The organism is Ottowia beijingensis, from assembly GCF_042680925.1.
GTDB lineage: Bacteria > Pseudomonadota > Gammaproteobacteria > Burkholderiales > Burkholderiaceae_C > Ottowia > Ottowia beijingensis.
Genome location: NZ_JBHUEP010000005.1, coordinates 300,614 through 318,795, shown reverse-complemented (window position 1 = coordinate 318,795; position 18,182 = coordinate 300,614). Strand labels below are relative to the sequence as shown.

General features: G+C 66.9%; 22 protein-coding genes. 6 read left to right on the top strand and 16 right to left on the bottom strand.

Annotation, left to right across the window (positions count from 1 at the left end; translation table 11 throughout):
• Window positions 1-146: 146 nt before the first annotated feature.
• The 6 genes from ACFSCU_RS04925 to ACFSCU_RS04900 form a co-directional block, all read right to left on the bottom strand.
• The gene (locus tag ACFSCU_RS04925; protein WP_180550772.1) at window positions 147-1,316 is read right to left on the bottom strand and encodes a DSD1 family PLP-dependent enzyme; all 1,170 of its coding nucleotides are present in this window, start codon (window positions 1,314-1,316) and stop codon (window positions 147-149) included.
• Window positions 1,300-1,947: a histidine phosphatase family protein gene (locus ACFSCU_RS04920; RefSeq protein WP_180550771.1), complete on the bottom strand. Its 648-nt coding sequence runs from the start codon at window positions 1,945-1,947 to the stop codon at window positions 1,300-1,302. The genes ACFSCU_RS04925 and ACFSCU_RS04920 overlap by 17 nt, the downstream gene beginning before the upstream one ends.
• A 62-nt stretch (window positions 1,948-2,009) precedes the next feature.
• Entirely contained in the window at window positions 2,010-2,726 is a 717-nt protein-coding gene (locus tag ACFSCU_RS04915) for a DUF4136 domain-containing protein (protein WP_180550770.1), read from the bottom strand.
• Between the two features lie 31 nt (window positions 2,727-2,757).
• Complete coding sequence (gene ttcA / locus ACFSCU_RS04910) at window positions 2,758-3,702, bottom strand: tRNA 2-thiocytidine(32) synthetase TtcA (RefSeq protein ID WP_180550769.1); 945 nt, start codon at window positions 3,700-3,702, stop codon at window positions 2,758-2,760.
• A 36-nt stretch (window positions 3,703-3,738) separates the two neighbouring features.
• Window positions 3,739-4,986 (bottom strand): IPTL-CTERM sorting domain-containing protein, encoded by a 1,248-nt coding sequence (locus tag ACFSCU_RS04905; RefSeq protein ID WP_377560049.1) that lies wholly within the window; start codon window positions 4,984-4,986, stop codon window positions 3,739-3,741.
• A 14-nt stretch (window positions 4,987-5,000) separates the two neighbouring features.
• Window positions 5,001-5,825, bottom strand: a complete 825-nt coding sequence (locus tag ACFSCU_RS04900; RefSeq protein WP_377560047.1) for an OmpA family protein — start codon at window positions 5,823-5,825, stop codon at window positions 5,001-5,003.
• Between the two features lie 133 nt (window positions 5,826-5,958).
• Here ACFSCU_RS04900 and ACFSCU_RS04895 point away from each other — a divergent pair, with 133 nt between their 5' ends.
• On the top strand, window positions 5,959-7,125 hold the full coding sequence (locus tag ACFSCU_RS04895; RefSeq protein ID WP_180550764.1) for a response regulator transcription factor: 1,167 nt from the start codon (window positions 5,959-5,961) through the stop codon (window positions 7,123-7,125).
• 140 nt (window positions 7,126-7,265) lie between these two features.
• Here the strand turns inward: ACFSCU_RS04895 and ACFSCU_RS04890 are convergent, their stop codons facing one another.
• The 5 genes from ACFSCU_RS04890 to ACFSCU_RS04870 all read right to left on the bottom strand — a co-directional run bounded on the left by ACFSCU_RS04890 (window position 7,266) and on the right by ACFSCU_RS04870 (window position 9,859).
• On the bottom strand, window positions 7,266-7,358 hold the full coding sequence (locus tag ACFSCU_RS04890) for an IPTL-CTERM sorting domain-containing protein (protein ID WP_180550763.1): 93 nt from the start codon (window positions 7,356-7,358) through the stop codon (window positions 7,266-7,268).
• 95 nt (window positions 7,359-7,453) lie between these two features.
• The gene (locus ACFSCU_RS04885; protein WP_180550762.1) at window positions 7,454-7,807 is read right to left on the bottom strand and encodes a hypothetical protein; all 354 of its coding nucleotides are present in this window, start codon (window positions 7,805-7,807) and stop codon (window positions 7,454-7,456) included.
• Between the two features lie 181 nt (window positions 7,808-7,988).
• Complete coding sequence (locus ACFSCU_RS04880) at window positions 7,989-8,546, bottom strand: hypothetical protein (protein ID WP_180550761.1); 558 nt, start codon at window positions 8,544-8,546, stop codon at window positions 7,989-7,991.
• 151 nt (window positions 8,547-8,697) lie between these two features.
• Window positions 8,698-9,075 (bottom strand): dihydroneopterin aldolase, encoded by a 378-nt coding sequence (locus ACFSCU_RS04875; protein WP_377560046.1) that lies wholly within the window; start codon window positions 9,073-9,075, stop codon window positions 8,698-8,700.
• Window positions 9,076-9,082: 7 nt separating this feature from the next.
• The gene (locus ACFSCU_RS04870; RefSeq protein WP_377560045.1) at window positions 9,083-9,859 is read right to left on the bottom strand and encodes an SDR family oxidoreductase; all 777 of its coding nucleotides are present in this window, start codon (window positions 9,857-9,859) and stop codon (window positions 9,083-9,085) included.
• Window positions 9,860-9,872: 13 nt separating this feature from the next.
• Between ACFSCU_RS04870 and ACFSCU_RS04865 the strand changes: the two genes are divergently transcribed.
• Together ACFSCU_RS04865 and ACFSCU_RS04860 are read left to right on the top strand one after the other, a co-directional pair.
• The gene (locus ACFSCU_RS04865; protein ID WP_308645848.1) at window positions 9,873-11,042 is read left to right on the top strand and encodes a class I SAM-dependent methyltransferase; all 1,170 of its coding nucleotides are present in this window, start codon (window positions 9,873-9,875) and stop codon (window positions 11,040-11,042) included.
• An 11-nt stretch (window positions 11,043-11,053) separates the two neighbouring features.
• Window positions 11,054-11,248: a DUF2905 domain-containing protein gene (locus ACFSCU_RS04860; RefSeq protein WP_180550759.1), complete on the top strand. Its 195-nt coding sequence runs from the start codon at window positions 11,054-11,056 to the stop codon at window positions 11,246-11,248.
• An 83-nt stretch (window positions 11,249-11,331) separates the two neighbouring features.
• Here ACFSCU_RS04860 and ACFSCU_RS04855 read toward each other — a convergent pair whose 3' ends face one another.
• The 5 genes from ACFSCU_RS04855 to ACFSCU_RS04835 form a co-directional block, all read right to left on the bottom strand.
• Window positions 11,332-11,457 (bottom strand): hypothetical protein, encoded by a 126-nt coding sequence (locus ACFSCU_RS04855; RefSeq protein WP_257645789.1) that lies wholly within the window; start codon window positions 11,455-11,457, stop codon window positions 11,332-11,334.
• A 46-nt stretch (window positions 11,458-11,503) separates the two neighbouring features.
• A complete protein-coding gene (locus tag ACFSCU_RS04850) occupies window positions 11,504-13,207 on the bottom strand; it encodes a phospholipase D family protein (protein ID WP_377560044.1) in 1,704 nt (567 codons plus the stop codon).
• 154 nt (window positions 13,208-13,361) lie between these two features.
• Entirely contained in the window at window positions 13,362-13,700 is a 339-nt protein-coding gene (locus ACFSCU_RS04845) for a YegP family protein (protein ID WP_180550758.1), read from the bottom strand.
• A gap of 146 nt (window positions 13,701-13,846) precedes the next feature.
• On the bottom strand, window positions 13,847-15,001 hold the full coding sequence (gene rodA, locus ACFSCU_RS04840; protein ID WP_377560043.1) for a rod shape-determining protein RodA: 1,155 nt from the start codon (window positions 14,999-15,001) through the stop codon (window positions 13,847-13,849).
• A gap of 115 nt (window positions 15,002-15,116) precedes the next feature.
• Window positions 15,117-15,632, bottom strand: a complete 516-nt coding sequence (locus ACFSCU_RS04835) for an IPTL-CTERM sorting domain-containing protein (protein ID WP_377560041.1) — start codon at window positions 15,630-15,632, stop codon at window positions 15,117-15,119.
• Between the two features lie 386 nt (window positions 15,633-16,018).
• On the opposite strand from ACFSCU_RS04835, the gene ACFSCU_RS04830 reads away from it, so the two are divergent.
• The 3 genes from ACFSCU_RS04830 to ACFSCU_RS04820 are packed head-to-tail and all read left to right on the top strand — an operon-like array spanning window position 16,019 to window position 18,182.
• Window positions 16,019-16,936, top strand: coding sequence for a helix-turn-helix transcriptional regulator (locus ACFSCU_RS04830; protein WP_377560040.1), 918 nt, complete (start codon window positions 16,019-16,021; stop codon window positions 16,934-16,936).
• A 35-nt stretch (window positions 16,937-16,971) separates the two neighbouring features.
• Window positions 16,972-17,334, top strand: a complete 363-nt coding sequence (locus ACFSCU_RS04825; RefSeq protein WP_377560039.1) for an SHOCT domain-containing protein — start codon at window positions 16,972-16,974, stop codon at window positions 17,332-17,334.
• Between the two features lie 53 nt (window positions 17,335-17,387).
• Entirely contained in the window at window positions 17,388-18,182 is a 795-nt protein-coding gene (locus ACFSCU_RS04820) for a hypothetical protein (RefSeq protein WP_180550754.1), read from the top strand.

Sequence of the window (18,182 nt, the reverse complement as noted above, 5' to 3'; positions counted from 1 at the left end):
CGGCTGTTCGGCTGTTCGGCTGTTCGGCTGTTCGGCTGTTCGGCTGTTCGGCTGTTCGGCTGTTCGGCTGTTTAGATTCAAGCATCCAATCAGCCTTCTGCCCTTGCCAGTCAAGCGCAGAAAGCCATCAAATTGATAGCACCCACTCACCAGGCGCCGCGTGCGTCCACCGCCACCACCGCCTCGACGCGGCCGGCGGCCACGCCGCCGCGCACCACCACCAGGTGGTCGTGCAGGTTCACGGTGGGGTCGCAGTGGCCGGGGATCAGCCACACCGTGTCGCCCAGCGCCGGCAGCGTGCCACCATCGGCCAGCGTGAGCACACCGTGCTCGTCGCCGCCGTTGGCAAACGCCAGCGGCGCCTGCCCGGGCAGCGCGTGCACCAGCGGCAGGCCGCTGTCGATGGCATGGCTCTTGTGGCCGGCATCGCACACCGCGCGGCCTTCGCCGACGCTGATGACCTGCGACTTGACGAACAGCGCCGGCTCGAACTGCGGCTGCGCCGCATCGCGCTCGTTGCGCAGGTAGTCCGCGTCCATGAACAAAAAGCTGCCGGGCTGGATCTCCGTCCACAGCCCGCTGGCGGCCTCGTGCGCGAAGGTGCCGGTGCCGGCGCCGGTGATCACCGCCGGCGGCAGCTCGCCCGCCACCAGCAGGCGGCGCGTGTCGTCCAGCCGTTCGGCGGCGGCGGTGATGGCGGCGCGGCGCTCGGCCACGCTGCGCAGGTGCTGCGCCCCGCCGTGGTAGGCCTGCAGGCCGGCAAAGCGCAGGCTGGCCGATCGGCGGGCGATCAGGCGCGCCAGTTGCAAGGCTGCCTCGCCCGGCGCCACGCCGCAGCGGCCCTGGCCGATGTCGACTTCGACGAACACGTCGATCACCGCGTTGGTCAGCTGCATGGCCTGCGCCAGCCGCTCCACGCCCTCGAAGCTGTCGACCGCGATGGCCAACTGGCCGCCCCGGGCCTTGAGCTGGTGCGCCAGCGCCGCCACACGCCGCAGCTTGGCCACCGACACCACCTGGTTGGTGATGAACAGGTCGTTGATGCCGCCGGCGGCCAGCGCCTCGGCCTCGCCCACGGTCTGCACGCACAGGCCGGCGGCACCGGCCTGCAGTTGCAGGCGGCCGAATTCGGCACTCTTGTGCATCTTGGCGTGCGGGCGCAGGCGCAACCGGTGCTTGGCGGCGAACTCGGTCATGCGCTGCTGGTTGCGGTTGGCGGCGTCCAGGTCGACCACCAGCACGGGCGTTTCGATGGCGTCCGTGCCCTGGCCGATCAGGGCGCGCAGGCGTTCAGGTATTTCAGGCGGTGCTTTCATCCAGCCACTCGTCTTCCAGGTGGGTGGTGTCGGCCCAACCCACCAGGGTCAGGCCACTGTCGGGCGTCCACAGCAGGCGGTTGACCGCCGTGTTGCCGATCTGCCAGGTGCGCGCATCCTCCAGGCCCAGGCCGGTGGCGGCACGGTACAGCACGTCGAGCACGCCGCCGTGCGTGAACAGGGCCAGCGTCTTGCCGGCATTCTGGGCTGCCAGCACTTGCACGGTCTGCGTCACGCGCTCTCGAAACGAGAGCAACGACTCGCCGCCGCCAGGTGGCACCCAGTCGGGGTCGCGCCGGCGCCAGCGCTCGGCTTGCTGCGGCGCGGCGGCGCTGAACTCGGCGAAAGTGTGGCCCTGCAGATCGCCGAAGCAGCGCTCGCGCAGGCCGGCGTTCACGCTCAGCGGCGCGCCGGTGGCGTCGGCCACGATGCGCGCCGTCTGCAGCGCGCGCGACAGGTCGCTGCTGCAGATGGCGTCGATCGGCGCGTGGCCGAGCAGCGCGCGCGCCAGGCGGCTGGCCTGTTCGCGGCCGGTGGCGTTGAGCGGAATGTCGAGATGACCCTGGATGCGCGTGTCCACGTTCCAGGCGGTTTCGCCGTGGCGGATGGCCAGGATGCGGGTCGGTTCCATGCCGTGCATCATGCCATGAGGGTTGGGCCGCCCGCGGGGCACTTTGCCCCGCTGGACCCCAGTCAGCGCGCGGGCGCCTGCACCGGCTCGGGGCCGCGCACCGGGCGGTGCGCCGGTTCGGCGGCGCCGGTCGTCGGCGTGGCGCCGGCCGCCCCGCTGGCGCTGGCCGGCGGCAGCAGGGGCACGCCCACGCGGCGCACCGCAGTGGCAGGCTGCGGATAGCCCTCCAGCGCCGCCACGAACAGCGCCGCCAGCACGTTGTCGGTGTCGTGCCAGCCGCCGTCGTGGCGGGCGCGGGTGTCGTAAACGATCTGGCCCGTCTGCAGGTCGCGCATCAGCAGGCTGACTTCGCTCACGTAGGCCGGGGTGCTGTCGTCCCACATCGGCATGCCGAACCCGAACCCGATGCCGCCGCCCCGCCAGCCACGCCCCACGCCCAGGCCCAGCGCCACGCGCGCATTGCTCGGCTCGCCCCAGAGATCGCGGTAGTACGCGTTCACATAGCCGCCCACCTGCACGCTGACGCGCGGCCGCGCATCGTCACGCACGGCGCCCACGCGGGCCAGCGCGGCCTGCGCCATGGCTTCCAGCCTGGCCGGGTCAGGCTGGCCGGCGATCAGCGGGCCGCGCTCGAAGCGGTAACGCGCGCCGTTCAGCACCGCGTTGCCCGGCGGCTGGGCCGCGCTGGTGCGCACGTCGGCACCCACGGTGCGTGGGCCGGTGGCACAGGCCGTCAGCGTTGCCGCTATCAATACAAGAGCTGTTCGCGCAATCCACATCACGATACCTCCGCGATTTATTGCAAAAAGATCAGGCACTGACCAGCGCCACGCCACCGAAGGGCGTGCCCACGGGCGCGGGGAAAGTCTCTTCGTCGAAAGCCTTGTCGCCCTGCTCGTCCGGCACGCCGGTCGCCTTCAGGTTTCGGAAATCGTGCAAGGTTCCATCCATCAGGTGCGAGGGCACCACGTTCTGCAGCGCGGTGGTCATGTTCTCGATGCGGCCGGGGTATTTCTTCTGCCACTCGCGCAGCATGTCGCCGATCTGCTGGCGCTGCAGGTTCTCCTGGCTGCCGCACAGGTTGCACGGAATGATTGGGAACTGCCGGTGCGCCGCCCAGGCCACCAGGTCGCGCTCATCCACGTAGGCCAGCGGGCGGATCACGATGAACTCGCCGTTGTCGCTGGTCAGCTTGGGCGGCATGCCTTTCAGCTTGCCGCCGAAGAACATGTTGAGGAAGAAGGTCTGCAGCATGTCGTCGCGGTGGTGGCCCAGCGCGATCTTGTTGCACTTCAGCCGCCGCGCCACGCTGTACAGGATGCCGCGGCGCAGGCGCGAGCACAGGCTGCAGGTGGTCTTGCCCTCGGGGATCTTGGCCTTGACGATGCTGTAGGTGTCCTGCGTCTCGATGTGGTGCTCGATGCCCAGGTCACGCAGGTAATTCGGCAGCACCTCGGCCGGAAAGCCCGGCTGCTTCTGGTCGAGGTTCACCGCCACCAGCTCGAAGCGCACCGGCGCGCGCGCCTGCAGCTTCATCAGCACGTCGAGCAGGCCGTAGCTGTCCTTGCCGCCCGACAGGCACACCATCACGCGGTCGCCTTCCTCGATCATGTTGAAGTCGGCAATCGCCTGGCCGACCTGGCGGCACAGGCGCTTTTCGAGCTTGAGCGCCTCGCGCTCGGCGCGCGTGCGGGCGGCGGGTCCGGTGGCCGGTTCAGCGGCCTGTTCGGAATGCGGTGCGAAAGCGGCGGTCATGCCGCCATTGTCCTATGCCGGGGCTGCGCGACCTTGCTATCGGCGCTGCCGGAGGTTCCGTGCGCCGACGCCCGCGGCCAGCAGGCCCAGCATCATCAGGCCCCACTCGCCAAGGGTTGGCACCGCCGCCACGCCCCCCGGCAGCGGCGGCGCGGCCGCCAGGCGCTCATAGGCGCCGATGTCCACGCCGGCTCCTTGCGGACGCGAGATACCCCGCTGATCGGACGCTGGCGCACCGGCAAGCACACCCGCGTCGATGGCTGGGCTGCCGGCCGGAAGCGCCATGGTCGGCGTCGGGCCGCCGTTGTCGCCCAGCGCGCCCAGTTGCGGGTCTGTGGTGACGGTGACCGTCGGGCCGCAGGAATTGACACCTGCGGGGTCGGCGAAATTCAGGTTGTTGCTGCCGGCCGAGATCGGGTTGGTGCAGTGCCCACCACCAGTGCCGCTGGCAAACACGGTGTTGCGCACCGTCACCCCCACCCCGCCAGCCACGGACAGCGCGGAGCCTGTCGTCGCGGTGTTGCCGGAGAAGGTCACGTTGGTGAGCGACATGCCAGGGTAATCGGTGGCGATCGCGCCGCCGAAGCCGCCCGCCGTGTTGCCCTGGAAGGTGCTGTTGGTGATGGTGACCGAGCCAGTGTTGGTCACCGCCAGTGCGCCGCCATACCCGCCACCGCCCTGACCAGCGGTGTTGCCGGAAAACGTGCTGCCGGAAATGGTGATCGCGCCGCAGGCGCCGATGGCGCCGCCGCCGTTGGTGGCGTGGTTGTCCATGAACACGCTGTCGATCACGCCGAGCGTCTGCGTGGCGGGATCGACGCACCCCGACACGCCCGCGCCAACGCTGCCCGTGTTGCCGCGCACCAGCACTTGCGTCAGCGTGAGGTTGCCGTTGTTCTGCACCGCGTTCTGTGCGTTGAGCAGCGACAGGCGCGTGAGCGCCGCCGCGGCCCCGACGCCGACGCGGAACAAAGGGATCGCCGCGCCACCGCCGCTGATCTGCACGGCCGCCCCACCGGGCGGGACTTCGATGGTGAGGTTCCGGTCAATGGGGATCACGCTGGCCAGCGTGATGGCGCCACCCACATCGAACGTCACCACGTCGCCGTTGACCGCAGCCTGCACCGTGGCGCGCAGCGAGCCCGGGCCGGCGTCGTTCAGGTTCGTGACGTGCAGCGTGGCGGCCTGCGTGGTGGCGCCGGCCGTCAGCAGCGCGAGGGTTGCGGCGCGACGGAGGCGGCGTCGGGCGGACGATGACAAGGCGATAGGCATGAACATGAGCATGAAGTACGAAGGAGTTATTGCTTGAGCATCTCGACGCGGCGGTTTCTGGCGCGACCGGCGTGGCTGCGGTTGTCCGCCACCGGCTTGTCCTGGCCCCAGCCGACGGCGCTCATGCGGGCGGGCGCCACGCCTTGGGCCGTCACGGCGTCAACCACCGCCTTGGCGCGTTGCTGCGACAGGGCCTTGTTGGCGGCGGCGTTGCCCTGGTTGTCGGTATGTCCCTCGATGGAGACCTTCAGCGCGGGCTGCTGCTTGAGCAGGTCGGCGATCTGGCGCACCACGCCCGCGGATTCGGGCCGGATGCTGGCCTTGCCGGTGTCGAACAGCACCGGCAGCGTGACGAAACCATCCTTCCGCAGGGCGTCCCACATCAGGTTGGCGCTGACTTCCTGCGCCATGGCCTGCTGCTCCAGCACCTGCAATTCGACCGTTCGGCCTTCGTTGAACACCTCCACGCTGGCGTAGACGGTGCGGCCCTCGGGGGTGAACTTCAGGGCCGTGTAGCGCGGGTGCTCGGCCAGCACGGCGCCGCCCCTGGCGGTGGCGGCGTTCTGGTAGTTGCGCAGCACCTGCAGAAAATCGGGCGGCGTGCCGGCCGCGTCATCCCACTCGTACCGGCTCTTCGAGCGGTCGCCTTCGGGATGAGGGTTGCGTGCAGCGTCGGGGTCCTCGTCGAGCTTGATGACGAGCTGCTCGAACTTCTTCTCGCAGGCGGCGAGCTGGTAGCCGCTCATGCGCGTGAACAGCGGGTGGTCCTTGCAGCCTCGGGCGTCGGCGGCCCACCCCGTGACTGACAGCAGGCCCAGCAGCAGAAAAGCCGTGACGGTTCTGGTTCTCATGAAATATTTCGGAGGGCGGTTTGATTCAGGTCATCGGTGCCCCTCGCCACCGTGCCCCGCCGTCGCGCCGGATCAAAATACGATCGTGGCATGCGATCCCCTAAACGACAGCCCCACCACGGTTAGGAATCTGATGCTCTCCGACGCCTTGCACGAGCGCGACACCAACGTCCTGCCGGCCGCGCCCAGTGCGCCCAGCACACCGCTGCGCGATACGGCCTGGCATGGCCAATTGCAATTGCTGGCCAGCCTGCCTCACTCGCTGCTGACCCTGGCGCCGGCCATCGCCGCTTCCGTGCGCTCCGGCATGCGGGCCGATTTCGCCAGCATCGGCTTGTGCGACAGCGCGACGTTGACGCCCACGGGGTTCTGGACGGAGCGCGTAAGCGAAGCGCTGCTGTACTGGCTGGGGCGGCATGCCGACGAGTTGCTGGCCCTCACGCCGCTGACGCTGCAGCGCGACAGCGACGGCCAGGCCGTGCGCGACACCTTCGACGCACCCGGATGGAGCACGCACCCGGTTTACCAGGGCGCCTTCGGGCCGCTGGGGGCGCGCTGGGGCACGGGCGTTCCGCTGCTCGATCGGCAGGATCGCTGCCTGGGCTTCATCTACCTGTACCGTGCCGAAGCCGAGGGCCGTTTCAGCGACGCCGAGCAGCGGCGCCTGCGCGACGCGCGCGATCGCCTGCGCGGCCTGGCATCGGCCCACGCGGCGCCAGGCACGCGGGACACCCCGACGGTGCCGACGCGCAGTGCGCTGCTGCGCATCGACGCGCAAGGGCGCATCCGTGCGCGCAGTGCCGACGCCTACGAGTTGCTGTTCCTGGGCCAGCACCAGCAACTGGGCTCCCTGACCTGGGCTGCAGCCGACCTGACAGCGTTGCCGGCGCCCGTTGCAGAGCGGGCGCGCCAGTTGCTGGACGAGCCCGCGGCGCCGGCCTGCGACGAGCTCACCCTGCGTGACGACGGCGGCGGCATGCGCTACCGCATGGAGCGGCTGATCGATGCCGGCGCCGATGCAGCCGAGCTGGTGCTGACGCTCTGCCATCTGGAGCCGATCGATCTGGCCGTGGCACTCCAGCTGACGCGCTGGCCGTTGACGCCGCGCGAACGGCAGCTGGCCGTCGCCAGCGCACGCACCGACAGCCAGCGCGAAATGGCCAGCGCGCTGGGCTGTTCGCTGGGCACCCTAAAGGGCTACATGAGAAGCCTGTACGCCAAGCTGGGCGTGGCCTCGCGGGAGGCGATGATCGAGCGGCTGCTGGCCGGCGCAGCAAGCGCCGCGCCTACCTCGCGTTGACGCGTTGACGCGGCACCCGCCTGCGATCCCATCAGTGGATCAATGGGCACGAACCCAGCAGACGATGCCTTTGCCGGCGGGCCCGTCGCCCGGCTGGACGGGCTGTGTGGCGTGGCGAAGACCGCGCCAGCGGCCCAGCATCAGGGGCGCCGGCGTCTTTGCGCGGCCCCGGCACCCCACAGCATCAGGACGGCCGAAAGCGCCATCAACGCCCATTCGCCCAGCGTGGGCACGGCGGCAACCGTCGGAGCGGGGGGCAAGGGCAGGCTGGCGCAGTGGCCACTGGCGGTGAAGGCTGTCTGCTGCGGCAAGCCGTTGCCCGCCAGACTCACCAGCCGGAAGTTATGGGGTTCGCTGCGGGCGGAGCGGTGTAAGCCAGCGTACCAGCGTTGCCGAATACCTCTGCGCCAAACGGCGGCGGACCCAGCGACTGGGTGTTGGTGAACTGCCACAGCACGTTGCCTGCACCATCCACGATCTCGGACACGTAGCTTTCCGTGTTGTTACCGGTGTTGTCACGGTCCAACTGGAACAGGAAGCCCGCAGCGCTGTAGGTCAGCCCGGTGCACGAGAAGGTCAGCGTGGGCACTGGGCCAGACACGGTAATCGCCTGCGCCGGGTATGCCAGCACGGCAGCGACGGCGCCGATCACGGCCAGCCACTTGATATCGCGGAACTTCATCGACGCCCCTCCCACTCGGCCGAACGTGGCCAGCGCTTCATTACAGCAGCATCCACGAGACCGCACAACTCACCACCGCCCCGCCTCCATCCTGATCGCCATGGCGCAGTCTTCGAACATATCCAGCTTGGCGATCTTTACCAGCACGCCCTGCACTCCCCGTACAGGCGCCTCAGGCATTTCACAGCCGCAGATATGTCGGTCCGATGGCAGCGCTGGTCGGGTAGCCTTGTGCATCCAGCGGCGCCTGTGTCTGCACGTACAAGTTCGCGCCTTCCAGCCACAGCAAGGCCTTCTGCGACGTCGGCGCCAACATGAAACGGTCGACGGTTCGCCCGTCGACCGAGGCCGAACCCTGGTAGGTCCCTGTCCAGACGGGTGCCGCGGCACTTTGCACAGCCGAGCCCGTGCAGTCCGGCGTGCCGAAGGTCAGCGCCACCCGAGAAAGGGTCAGGCTGTTGTCGGCCCGCGTGATCGAGGCGGCCTGCGCCGTGGATCGGCCGGTGGGGTATCGCGTGCTTCCCACGTCGGCCACCTTGGTGCACACCAATCCGACGGGGTCGACCCACGTCCCGACGTAGACATCCAGTCCCTGAGGCGTGGCTGGCGTGGCCACATCGGGCACCGCCGGGACGGTTGGTGTGTCGGTGGCCGCTGGCGCTGGCGGATCATCGCTGCCGCCACAGGCGGTCAGCCCCATGGCGAGTGCAAGCAAGGTCACCCGTGCAAAGCCTTTCATGCTGTTCTCCCTGTCGTGGTTCTGATGAACGGTGGCACGCAATCCGTGCAACAGTTCATTCCCACGCCACTCAAGACCGGATGGCAAGCATGGCGCGGTGACGCAGGTCAAACGAAGCGCTCGCGGCACCCCATGCATGGATCGGAGACATTCACCACCGCCCCGCCTCCATCCGGATCGCCACTTCGCAGTCGTCGAAGATTTCCAGCTTGGTGATCTTCACCCGCACGCCCTGCACGCCGGGCAGGCGCATCAGGCGGTCGCACAGCTTGCCGATCAGGGTTTCGAGCAGATTCACGTGCTCGGCCGTGCACTCGTCGATGATGATCTGGCGCACCTTGCGGTAATCCAGCACGTGGCTGATGTCGTCGTCGCGCGGGTGCAGCGGCTGCGGGCCCAGGCTCAGTTCGGCGTCGACCTGGATGGGCTGCGGCGCGCCCTTTTCGTGGTCCAGGATGCCCAGGGCGGCGTCGAAGCGCAGGCCGGTGAAGCTGAGGCTTTGCAGGCCCTCGGTTGGCAGATCGCTCATGGCGGGCTCACATCATCGAAAAATCACGGTCGAAACGCATCAGGTGCTGGCCGCCGTCGACCAGCAGCGTGGTGCCGGTGATCGAGCGGTTGTCCAGCGCGAAGCGCACCGCGCCGGCCACGTCCTCGGGCGTGGACGAGCGGCCCAGCGGGCTCTGGCGGTGCAGTTCGGCAAAGCGCTGTTCGTCGAGCAGGTGGCTGGTCAGCGTGAGGCCCGGCGCCACGCCGACGACGCGCACGCGCGGCGCCAGGGCCTGCGCCAGCAGCGTGGTGGCGCTGTGCAGCGCGGCCTTGCTGAGGGTGTAGCTGAGGAAATCCGGGTTGGGGTTGAACAGCTTCTGATCGAGCAGGTTGACCACGCAGCCGCTGGCTGCCGGTGCATCGCGTGCGGCCAGGTGCTCGGCCAGCGCCTGCGCCAGCAGCACGGGCGCAGCGGTGTTGGTGCGCCAGTGGCGCTCCATCTGCGCGTGGCCGAAGCTGGCTGCGTCGTCGTAGTCGAACAGCGCGGCGCTGTTGACCACGGCGTCCACCGCGCCCAGCGCGGCCACCACGCGCGGCAGCAGGGCGCGGGTGGGTGCCTCGTCCGAAAGATCGGCATCAAAAGCGGCCGAGCCGCCCGTACTGCTTGCGCAAGCAGCTACTGTTTCAAGAGCATCCTGCTGCGAGCTGTGGTAATGCACCGCCACGCGCCAGCCCGCGCGCGCCAGGTCGATGGCGATGGCGCGCCCCAGCCGGCGGCCGGCGCCGGTGACCAGCACGGTGCGGGGGGCGGGGGTGGCGTTCACGGACAATGGCGCGGTGACGAATGACGACCAAACCAGTGTAACCAGCGCGCTGCCGGCGCTGATCGCCCGCGAGATCGCGCAGGCCGGCGGCTGGCTGCCGTTCGACCGCTTCATGCACCTGGCGCTGTACGCACCGGGGTTGGGCTATTACGCGCATGGTTCGCGCAAGTTCGGCGCGCTGCCGTCGTCGGGCAGCGACTTCGTGACGGCGCCCGAGCTGTCGCCGCTGTTCGCCCGCGCGCTGGCGGCGCAGGTGGCCGAGAGCCTGGCGGCGACCGGCACGCAGGAAGTGTGGGAGTTCGGCGCCGGCTCGGGCGCGCTGGCGGCAGAATTGATCGCCGCACTGGATGCGCTGGGCCAGCCGCTGACGCGCTACACCATCGTCGACGTGTCGGGTGCGTTGCGGGCGCGCCAGCAGGCGCGGCTGGCAGCCCATGGCGACCGCGTGGCCTGGGCGGATGAGCTGCCCGCCACGCTGCGCGGCGTGGTGCTGGGCAACGAGGTGCTGGACGCGATGCCGGTGAAGCTGCTAGCGCGCGTGGGTGGTGAGTGGCATGAGCGCGGCGTGATTCTTGAGGCAAATCAGGCTGCAGCGCCCGCTCCACAAGCGCCGGCAGCTATTGAAAGCGAAGCGCGTGCATTCGTTTGGCAAGACCGCCCCACCGCCCTGCGCCCGCCGGTCGAGATCGACGGCAACGGCGACTACGTGACCGAAGTGCACCCGCAGGCGCACGCCTTCGTCGCCACCGTGGCCGCGCTACTTCAGCGCGGCGGCGCGGGCGCGGCGTACTTCATCGACTACGGTTTTCCCGAGGCCGAGTACTACCACCCGCAGCGCACCACCGGCACCCTGGTGTGCCACCGCGCGCACCGCATGGACGACGCGCCGCTGGCCGATGTGGGCGACAAGGACATCACCGCGCACGTCAACTTCACCGGCGTGGCGCTGGCGGGACAGGACGCCGGGCTCGACCTGCTGGGCTACACCAGCCAGGGGCGCTTTCTGCTGAATTGCGGCATTGCCGCGCTGATGGAAGCCAGCGACCTGCCCACGCGCGCCACGGCCATGAAGCTGGTGGCCGAGCACGAGATGGGCGAGCTGTTCAAGGTGATCGGCTTCGCCACGCCGGGCCATCCGCCGGCGCGCGGCTTCGCGGCGGGCGACCGGCTGCACCGGCTTTGATGGAGGCCTGAATGATCCGCTGGATGATCGTCATCTTCCTGGCGCTGGTGCTGATCAGCTGGTTCACGCCGCTGCTGGGCAAGCTGGGTTTCGGGCGGCTGCCAGGCGACTTCCGCTTCAGGCTGTTCGGGCGCGAGTGGTTCATCCCGCTCACCACCACGCTGATCCTGAGCGGCGTGGCGAGCCTGATCGCCAGGCTGCTCTGAGCCATCACGCATCCAATTCGCTTGATCAGCAACAAGTCTCCGACTGTGTTGCGGGAGCGGGCTTGCCCGCGATGAGCCTTGGTTCAGGGTGAAGCGCCGCCATCGCGGCCAAGGCCGCTCACACACGCAGTATCTGAGAACTCTTGATAATCAAGCAAGTTTAATAGCTGCTTGCGCTCGCCAGAATTCATTTTCAGATAGATTTTCATCTGAAATCAGCTTCTGACGGGCGCTAACAGCTATCTTTATTGAATTTCAGAGCATCTCATCCGGCGCGAATGGCCCCAGGATTTGCAGCAGGAACTGCAGGCCCCAGCTGGCGTCGGGCTCGCTGCGGGCGTCCTCGAACTTCGCCTGCGGCGGGGCGCGCCACAGCAGGCCGCCGGCGGGCGTCAGCTCCAGCTTCCAGGCGCTGTCGTCGAACACGTCCTCGATCTGCGCCGCGGCCTCCCTCGACAGCGCGCCGCTGCGGATGACCAGCGCCACCTCGGTGTTCTGCAACTGCGAGCGCAAGTCCAGGTTCATCGAGCCGATGCTGATCACGCGGCCGTCGAAGATGAACATCTTGGAATGCAGGCTGGCCTTGGAGCCGCCCGCGCCGGAGCCGAACACGGTGCGGTCGAGGTGCTGGCTTTTCAGCGCGCGCATCTCGTACAGCTCCACGCCCAGCTGCAGCAGCTGCTTGCGGTAGCGCGCGTAGCCCACGTGCGCCAGCGGCGCGTCGTTGCTGGCCAGCGAGTTGGTGAGCACGCGCACGCGCACGCCGCGGCGGCGCATGTCGGCAAACACTTTCATCATCGCCTCGCCCGGCACGAAGTAGGGCGAGACGATGAGCACGTCGCGCTGCGCGCCCTGCATCAGCGACAGCATGCCGTCGACCACGGTGTCTTCGGTGTAGGTGTCGTTCAGCTCGGGCACCAGCTTGAAGGGCTTGTCGACGATCAGCGTGCCGGGCGCCCAGATTAGCGGCAGCTTCTGCAGGTCGAGCGCGTCGGGCAGCGGCGCGGGCGGTGCGTCCTGGTCCTTGTCGGTGGGCAGGTTGACGGCGGCGTGCACGGCGCTGCCGGCGGCGTCGGCGGCCGAGGCAGCGCTGCTGGGCGGCGGCGCGGCGTGGTCGGCGGCCGGGCCCGGCGCGGCGTGGTCGGCGGCGTCGGTCGACGCGGCCACCTGCTCGCGCAGCGTGCGCAGCTCTTCGGCCGAGATGAGCGACTGCACCGGGTAGGCCAGCGGGTTGTTCCAGTACTGGTCGAAGCTGGCCGACATCTGCGGCACCACCGGGCCAATGGCCAGGATGTCCATGTCGACGAAGTTGCTGCCGTCGGCGGTGCCGAAGTAGGCGTCGCCCAGGTTGCGCCCGCCGGTGATGCCCCAGGCGTTGTCGGCGATGTACAGCTTGTTGTGCATGCGGTGCTGCATGCGCCGGAAGTCGTGCAGCGAGCGCATGGCGCGCACCACGGTGGAGCCGCGCCCGCCCGGCAGCGGGTTGTACATGCGCATCTCCACGCCGGGCAGAAAAGCCATGCCCATCACCAGCGCGTTCTTGCCGGTGGAGTTGAAGTCGTCCAGCAGGATGCGCACGCGCACGCCGCGCTTGGCGGCCAGGCGCACTTCCTGCAACAGGCGCGCGGTGCTCTCGTCGCCGTGGATGGCGTAGTACTGGATGTCCAGCGTGCGGCGGGCCTGCTGCGTCAGCGCCAGGCGGCTGCTGAAGGCGAGGTTGGCGGAATCGATCAGCGCGTAGCCGGACACGTCGGGCGCCGTGTCGGCCGGCCGGCGCGCCGCCGCCAGCTGGCCCAGCGGCGTGCCGGCGGGGCTGGCCAGCGCGTGCGACACCGGGCGCTCGACGTTCTCGGGCAGGCTGCCGCAGCCCGCCAGCACGACCGCCAGCAGCAGCAACGGCAGCCACGCCAGCCAGCGGGGCGTGGTGTGTGGGCGCGCGAATGGGGCAGGCTGGAACATGGCGGCGGCAGGGTGATTGACACCCATCGTAGAGCCAAAGAACGGGCGCCGCCTGTCGGACAAGGGCGTTTGCGCGCCGGCCGGCGGCAGGGCAGCGTGGTGTGCGGGCACAAAAAAGCCGCCCTGCGGCGGCTTTTTGGGGGCGATGGGCGGATCAGGCGGCCGTCTGGTCGTCCACGCTGGCGCCGGCGGCGTTGGCCATCACCGACTCGATGCCGGCATCGCGGGCCGATTCGCTGCTGTACATCTCGCTGCTGCCGATGACCTGGCCGTTGGCCGCCTTCAGGTTGAAGTAGGGCGAGCCGTTCTTGGCCACGGCCTTTTCGTAGCGCGCGGCGTCGCCGGCGTTCTTCTTCACCGACTCGATGCCGTTGACCGCGCTGGCCTTGGCCTCGTACATCTCGCTGCTCAGGATGGTCTGGCCATTGCCGGCCAGCAGGGAGAAATAGAACTTGTCGTTCTTGGACTTCTTCAGTTCGAACTTGCCTGCCATGAAAACTATCTCCTTCTGAGGGTGAGCGCCAAGCGGGTGCCGGCTGGCGCGCATTGTGGCCCTCAAATCCGACAGATTCAATCGCGCGGGCCGGGGATGTGCAATTGCGCACGCCCCTGTGGCGCCCCCGCCATGCCCGGCGGGCTTCAGCTCTGCATCATGCGGCGCGACTTGGCCACCGACATCAGCATGCCCAGCGCCAGCCCCAGCGTGACCATGGCCGTGCCGCCGTAGCTGATGAAGGGCAGCGGCACGCCCACCACCGGCAGAATGCCGCTGACCATGCCCATGTTGACGAAGGCATAGGTGAAGAAGATGGTGGTGAGCGCCGCCGCCAGCAGGCGCGCGAACAGCGTCGGCGCCTCGGCGGCGATCATCAGGCCGCGGAAGATGAGGAACGTGAAGCCGGCGATCAGCGCCAGGTTGCCGGCCAGGCCGAACTCCTCGGAGAAGGCGGCAAAGATGAAGTCGGTGGTGCGCTCGGGGATGAACTCCAGGTGCGTCTGCGTGCCCTGCATGAAGCCCTTGCCCCACCAGCCGCCCGAGCCGATGGCGATCATGCCCTGCAGGATGTGGAAGCCCCTGCCCAGCGGATCGCGCGTGGGATCGAGCAGCGTGCACACGCGCTGGCGCTGGTACTCGTGCAGCACGTGCCAGTCCACGCCGTCGGCGCACAACTGCGGCTCGAACGCGATGATGCTGACGATGCCCACGGCCGCGATCACCACCGGCGGCAGCACCAGCTTCCAGGGCAGGCCGGCGAAGAAGATCACCGCCAGCCCGGCGGCCATCACCAGCAGGGCCGTGCCCAGGTCGGGCTGGCGCATGATCAGCGCCACCGGCACCGCCAGCAGCGCGAAGGCGCCGATGAAGTCGATCGGCCGCGTCTGCCCCTCGCGCCGGTGGAACCACCAGGCCAGCATCAGCGGCGTGGCGATCTTCAGCAACTCGCTGGGCTGGATGACGATGCCCACGTTGAGCCAGCGCGTGGCCCCCTTGCGCGTGATGCCGAAGAACTCCACCCCCAGCAACAGCACCACGCCCAGCACGTACAGCGGCACCGCCAGGCTCATCAGCCGCTGCGGCGGCACCTGCGCCACCACAAACAGAATGCCCAGCGCGATCAGCATGTTGCGCCCATGGTCGGCAAAGCGCGTGCCGTGGTCGAAGCCGGACGAATACATCGCCGTCAACCCCAGGCCCGCCAGGATGAGCACGGCCAGCAACAGCCACAGATCGAAGCCGCGCAGCAGCGGCCACAGGCGGCGCCAGAGCGAGGGTTTTTCGAACACGATGGCCATGGGGAATTATCCCTCTGGGGCTGGCCGGGGGTGGCCACCGGCCACAACCGACCCTTCGCCTAACGCCCCCGAAGCGGTCTTTCAGGCCGCTTCGGGTCGGCCCAAGGCTAGTTGATCAACCTCGCCGCCGCAGCCTGCTCGCACCCAAGCCTCCGGCAGCCAGTGCCATAAGCATCAGGCCCAGTTCCGACAGCGTGGGCACCGGCGTCACCGCAGACGGTGGCGATGGCGCGACCTTGCGGGTGTTGGTCAAGGTGCAGGTGACATCCGTTTCCGGCATTTGGAAACTGCCATCTGTGATGGTCACGGCGCCTTCGGCGGCGTTGCAGGTCAGTTCGGCATCGTAGTTGGCCAGATCGGTGTCCGGGTTGGCGGCAATTTCGGTCACCTTCACTTCGGTGCCAGCCTCAACAGGCACGGGTCCGGTGGTCCCGGTGTCGCCTACATCCGTCGATTGCTCTGTGGTTTCGCCATTGACTTGAAGGGTGCACCTGCCCGGGTCTTCCGCCGGTGACAGCACCTTGGTCACCGTCACCGTGGGGGGTGGCGTGCAAGTTATCTTCATGGTGGCGTTGCCATTGAGTGGCAACTCATCATTGGCGCTGTCAAAAATATAGACGATCGGCAACACGCCTGCCGTCGGTGCTGTGTATGTGAGGCTCGTGCCGAGCTGGCCTCCAGGCACTAAAGGCGCGGGTACACCGCCAGACGATTCGGTCGCAAACGCCGATTCAAAGTTATACAGAGCCCACGACGCCGTAGTCGCAGGGTCTGGATTTCCTGGCTCCAGCGTGAACGTGATCTTGTCACCCTGAGCAGTTCACAACTGAACGTCATGGTCGAAAAAGCGTCGGGGTCGTCTGGAGTGACAACGTAGCCCAACACACGGGATTCGCCCTCTGGCACGGTGTAGGTAGAACGACCATTTCAAACTTCACATAATGTTTTCTGTTGCAGTTCGACACACCTTGTCGCACCCCAGTTCTACAGTCCGTGCAGCCACTTTCTCGAACAACCATGTCTGCCCAAACTCCTGCAGCCAACACCACATCCAAAGGTGAAAAGCTGGCCCAGCGCCTGTCACGCATCATTGCCCGCTTGCACCAAGGGGAGCTGATCGACAAGCACCAACTGGCCGCCGAATTCGATGTGGACGTGCGCACCATCGAGCGTGACCTGCACCAACGCCTGCACGGCATTGCCGAGCGCAATGACCAAGGGCAGTGGCAACTCACCCACACCGCCCGCAGCACCATCCCGGCCAGGCACCTGCACGACTACGCCCGCATGGCTGGCACCGAACACCTGTTCCCCGACACCAGCCTGTCCTACCTGCTCGGCCAGCTTGCCACCCCCGAACCACGCCGCGCAACCCACGTCCAGCCCGTGCCGCACGAAGACCTTGGTGGCAACACCCGCACCTTTGCCGCACTACAGCAAGCCATTGGGCAGCACCACATCTGTCACTTCACCTACAAGGCCAAGCCACGCATCGCCCACCCCTACCGCCTGATCCACAAGAACGGCGTCTGGTACCTGGCCGCAGAAGAAGCAGGCCGCCTGAAAAACTTCAGCGTTGCGCTGATTGAAGCATTGCAGGTAGACCACACCCAGCACTTCACCCCCAAACGCGCACACCTGGACTACATCGCCAACAAGGACGACGTGTGGTTTACCGAACAAACCACCGAAGTGCTGCTGCGCGTCGCCCCAGAGATTGCCCACTACTTCGCCCGCCGCCAGCTCCTGCCGCAACAACAGCAGCGCCAGGACAGCGACGGGTCCCTGCTGGTCACCACCCAGATCAACCACATTAACCAGCTACTGCCCGTGGTGCGGTATTGGCTACCGCATGTGCGCATTGTTCAGCCCAAGGCTTGGGAGGAGGAGTTGGTGAGGGGGCTGGAGCAAGCGTTGGTGATGTGGGAGCCCTGAAATCGACAGACAAAATTAGATAAAGAAGTACCTCTATGCTGCAATTCATTCTTTTTTTATTGGTGCTGTTCGCCATTGGCTGTGTGCTGTATGGCGTTTCGGCGGGGGTACAGATGATTCAGCGTGGGCTTGCCTATATGGCAAGAAGTACAAGCGAAGGTGTATTGGAAAAGACGCCGTTATCACCAAAGACGGACAAAAGCTCTGACAGTGCTGTTGTGTCGCCAGAGCCAGCCAGCACACCGTCGCCCGCAGGTTCGCCGATGCAACACGGCATTGAGGAACTACGCGCACTTTTTACGCTGTATCAGCAAGGCGCGCTGACGCAGGCTGAATTTGAAGAGATGAAGCGTAGTTTGCTGGCGGCCTTTAAAAGCGTTGCACCGCAAGACCAGTGAAGTCTGTACGCCCAGCGTCAAGGAATAGCCAATTTTCATCACAAAGACAAACAATGAACGCACCCCAAGACCTCAATCGTCTGTACGCCAATGTATCGGACAGCGTCGGCAAAGCCATGGCAGACATTCTCTCGCTCAATGTTGAGCATAAGGATGGCAAGCGTGAAATCGGAAACATTACGAAAAAGCTTCGCGACATTCAAAATCGTTTCGACAGCGAACTCCAGCAGCTAAAAACCCATGCCGAGTGGGACACATTCACTTTGGCGTTCTTTGGCGAAACCAACGCAGGTAAAAGTACGATCATTGAATCACTGCGTATCTTGTTCAAGGAAGAAACCCGTCAAGCACTGCTACAACAGCATGCCAATGATTTGGAGCAGTTCGCGCAGGCTCTTACCGCTCACCTTGAGCATGTCCGTGAAGGTCTACACGCCTTGTACAGTGAATACACGGATGAATTGACGGCCATCTGTCAAGGCACCGATCGATTAGTGCGAATCGCCCAGAGCGAAGTCCAAGAAAGAAATGCAATTGCCAAAGCCGAGGCTGATGCAAGAAATCTGATAGTCCAGCAAGAAACCCAGGCACGTCTTGAAATACAGCGCCAGGAAGTGGTGCATCGTCAGCAACTCGCTGAAACTGAGGCCCAGGCTAGACAGAAACTCGCCGAACAGGAATCCAGCGCTCGCCTGGCTGCGGAGCAGCAAGAGGTATCACAACGCTTGCAAATCGAGCAGGCCTACGCAGTATCACGTCACAAGCTGCGTTTGGCCCTCTTCGGTGGTGGTGGGATCTTGATCGGTGCCATGGCTGCTGTGGCATTGTTGAAGCTGGCAGGAGTCTGA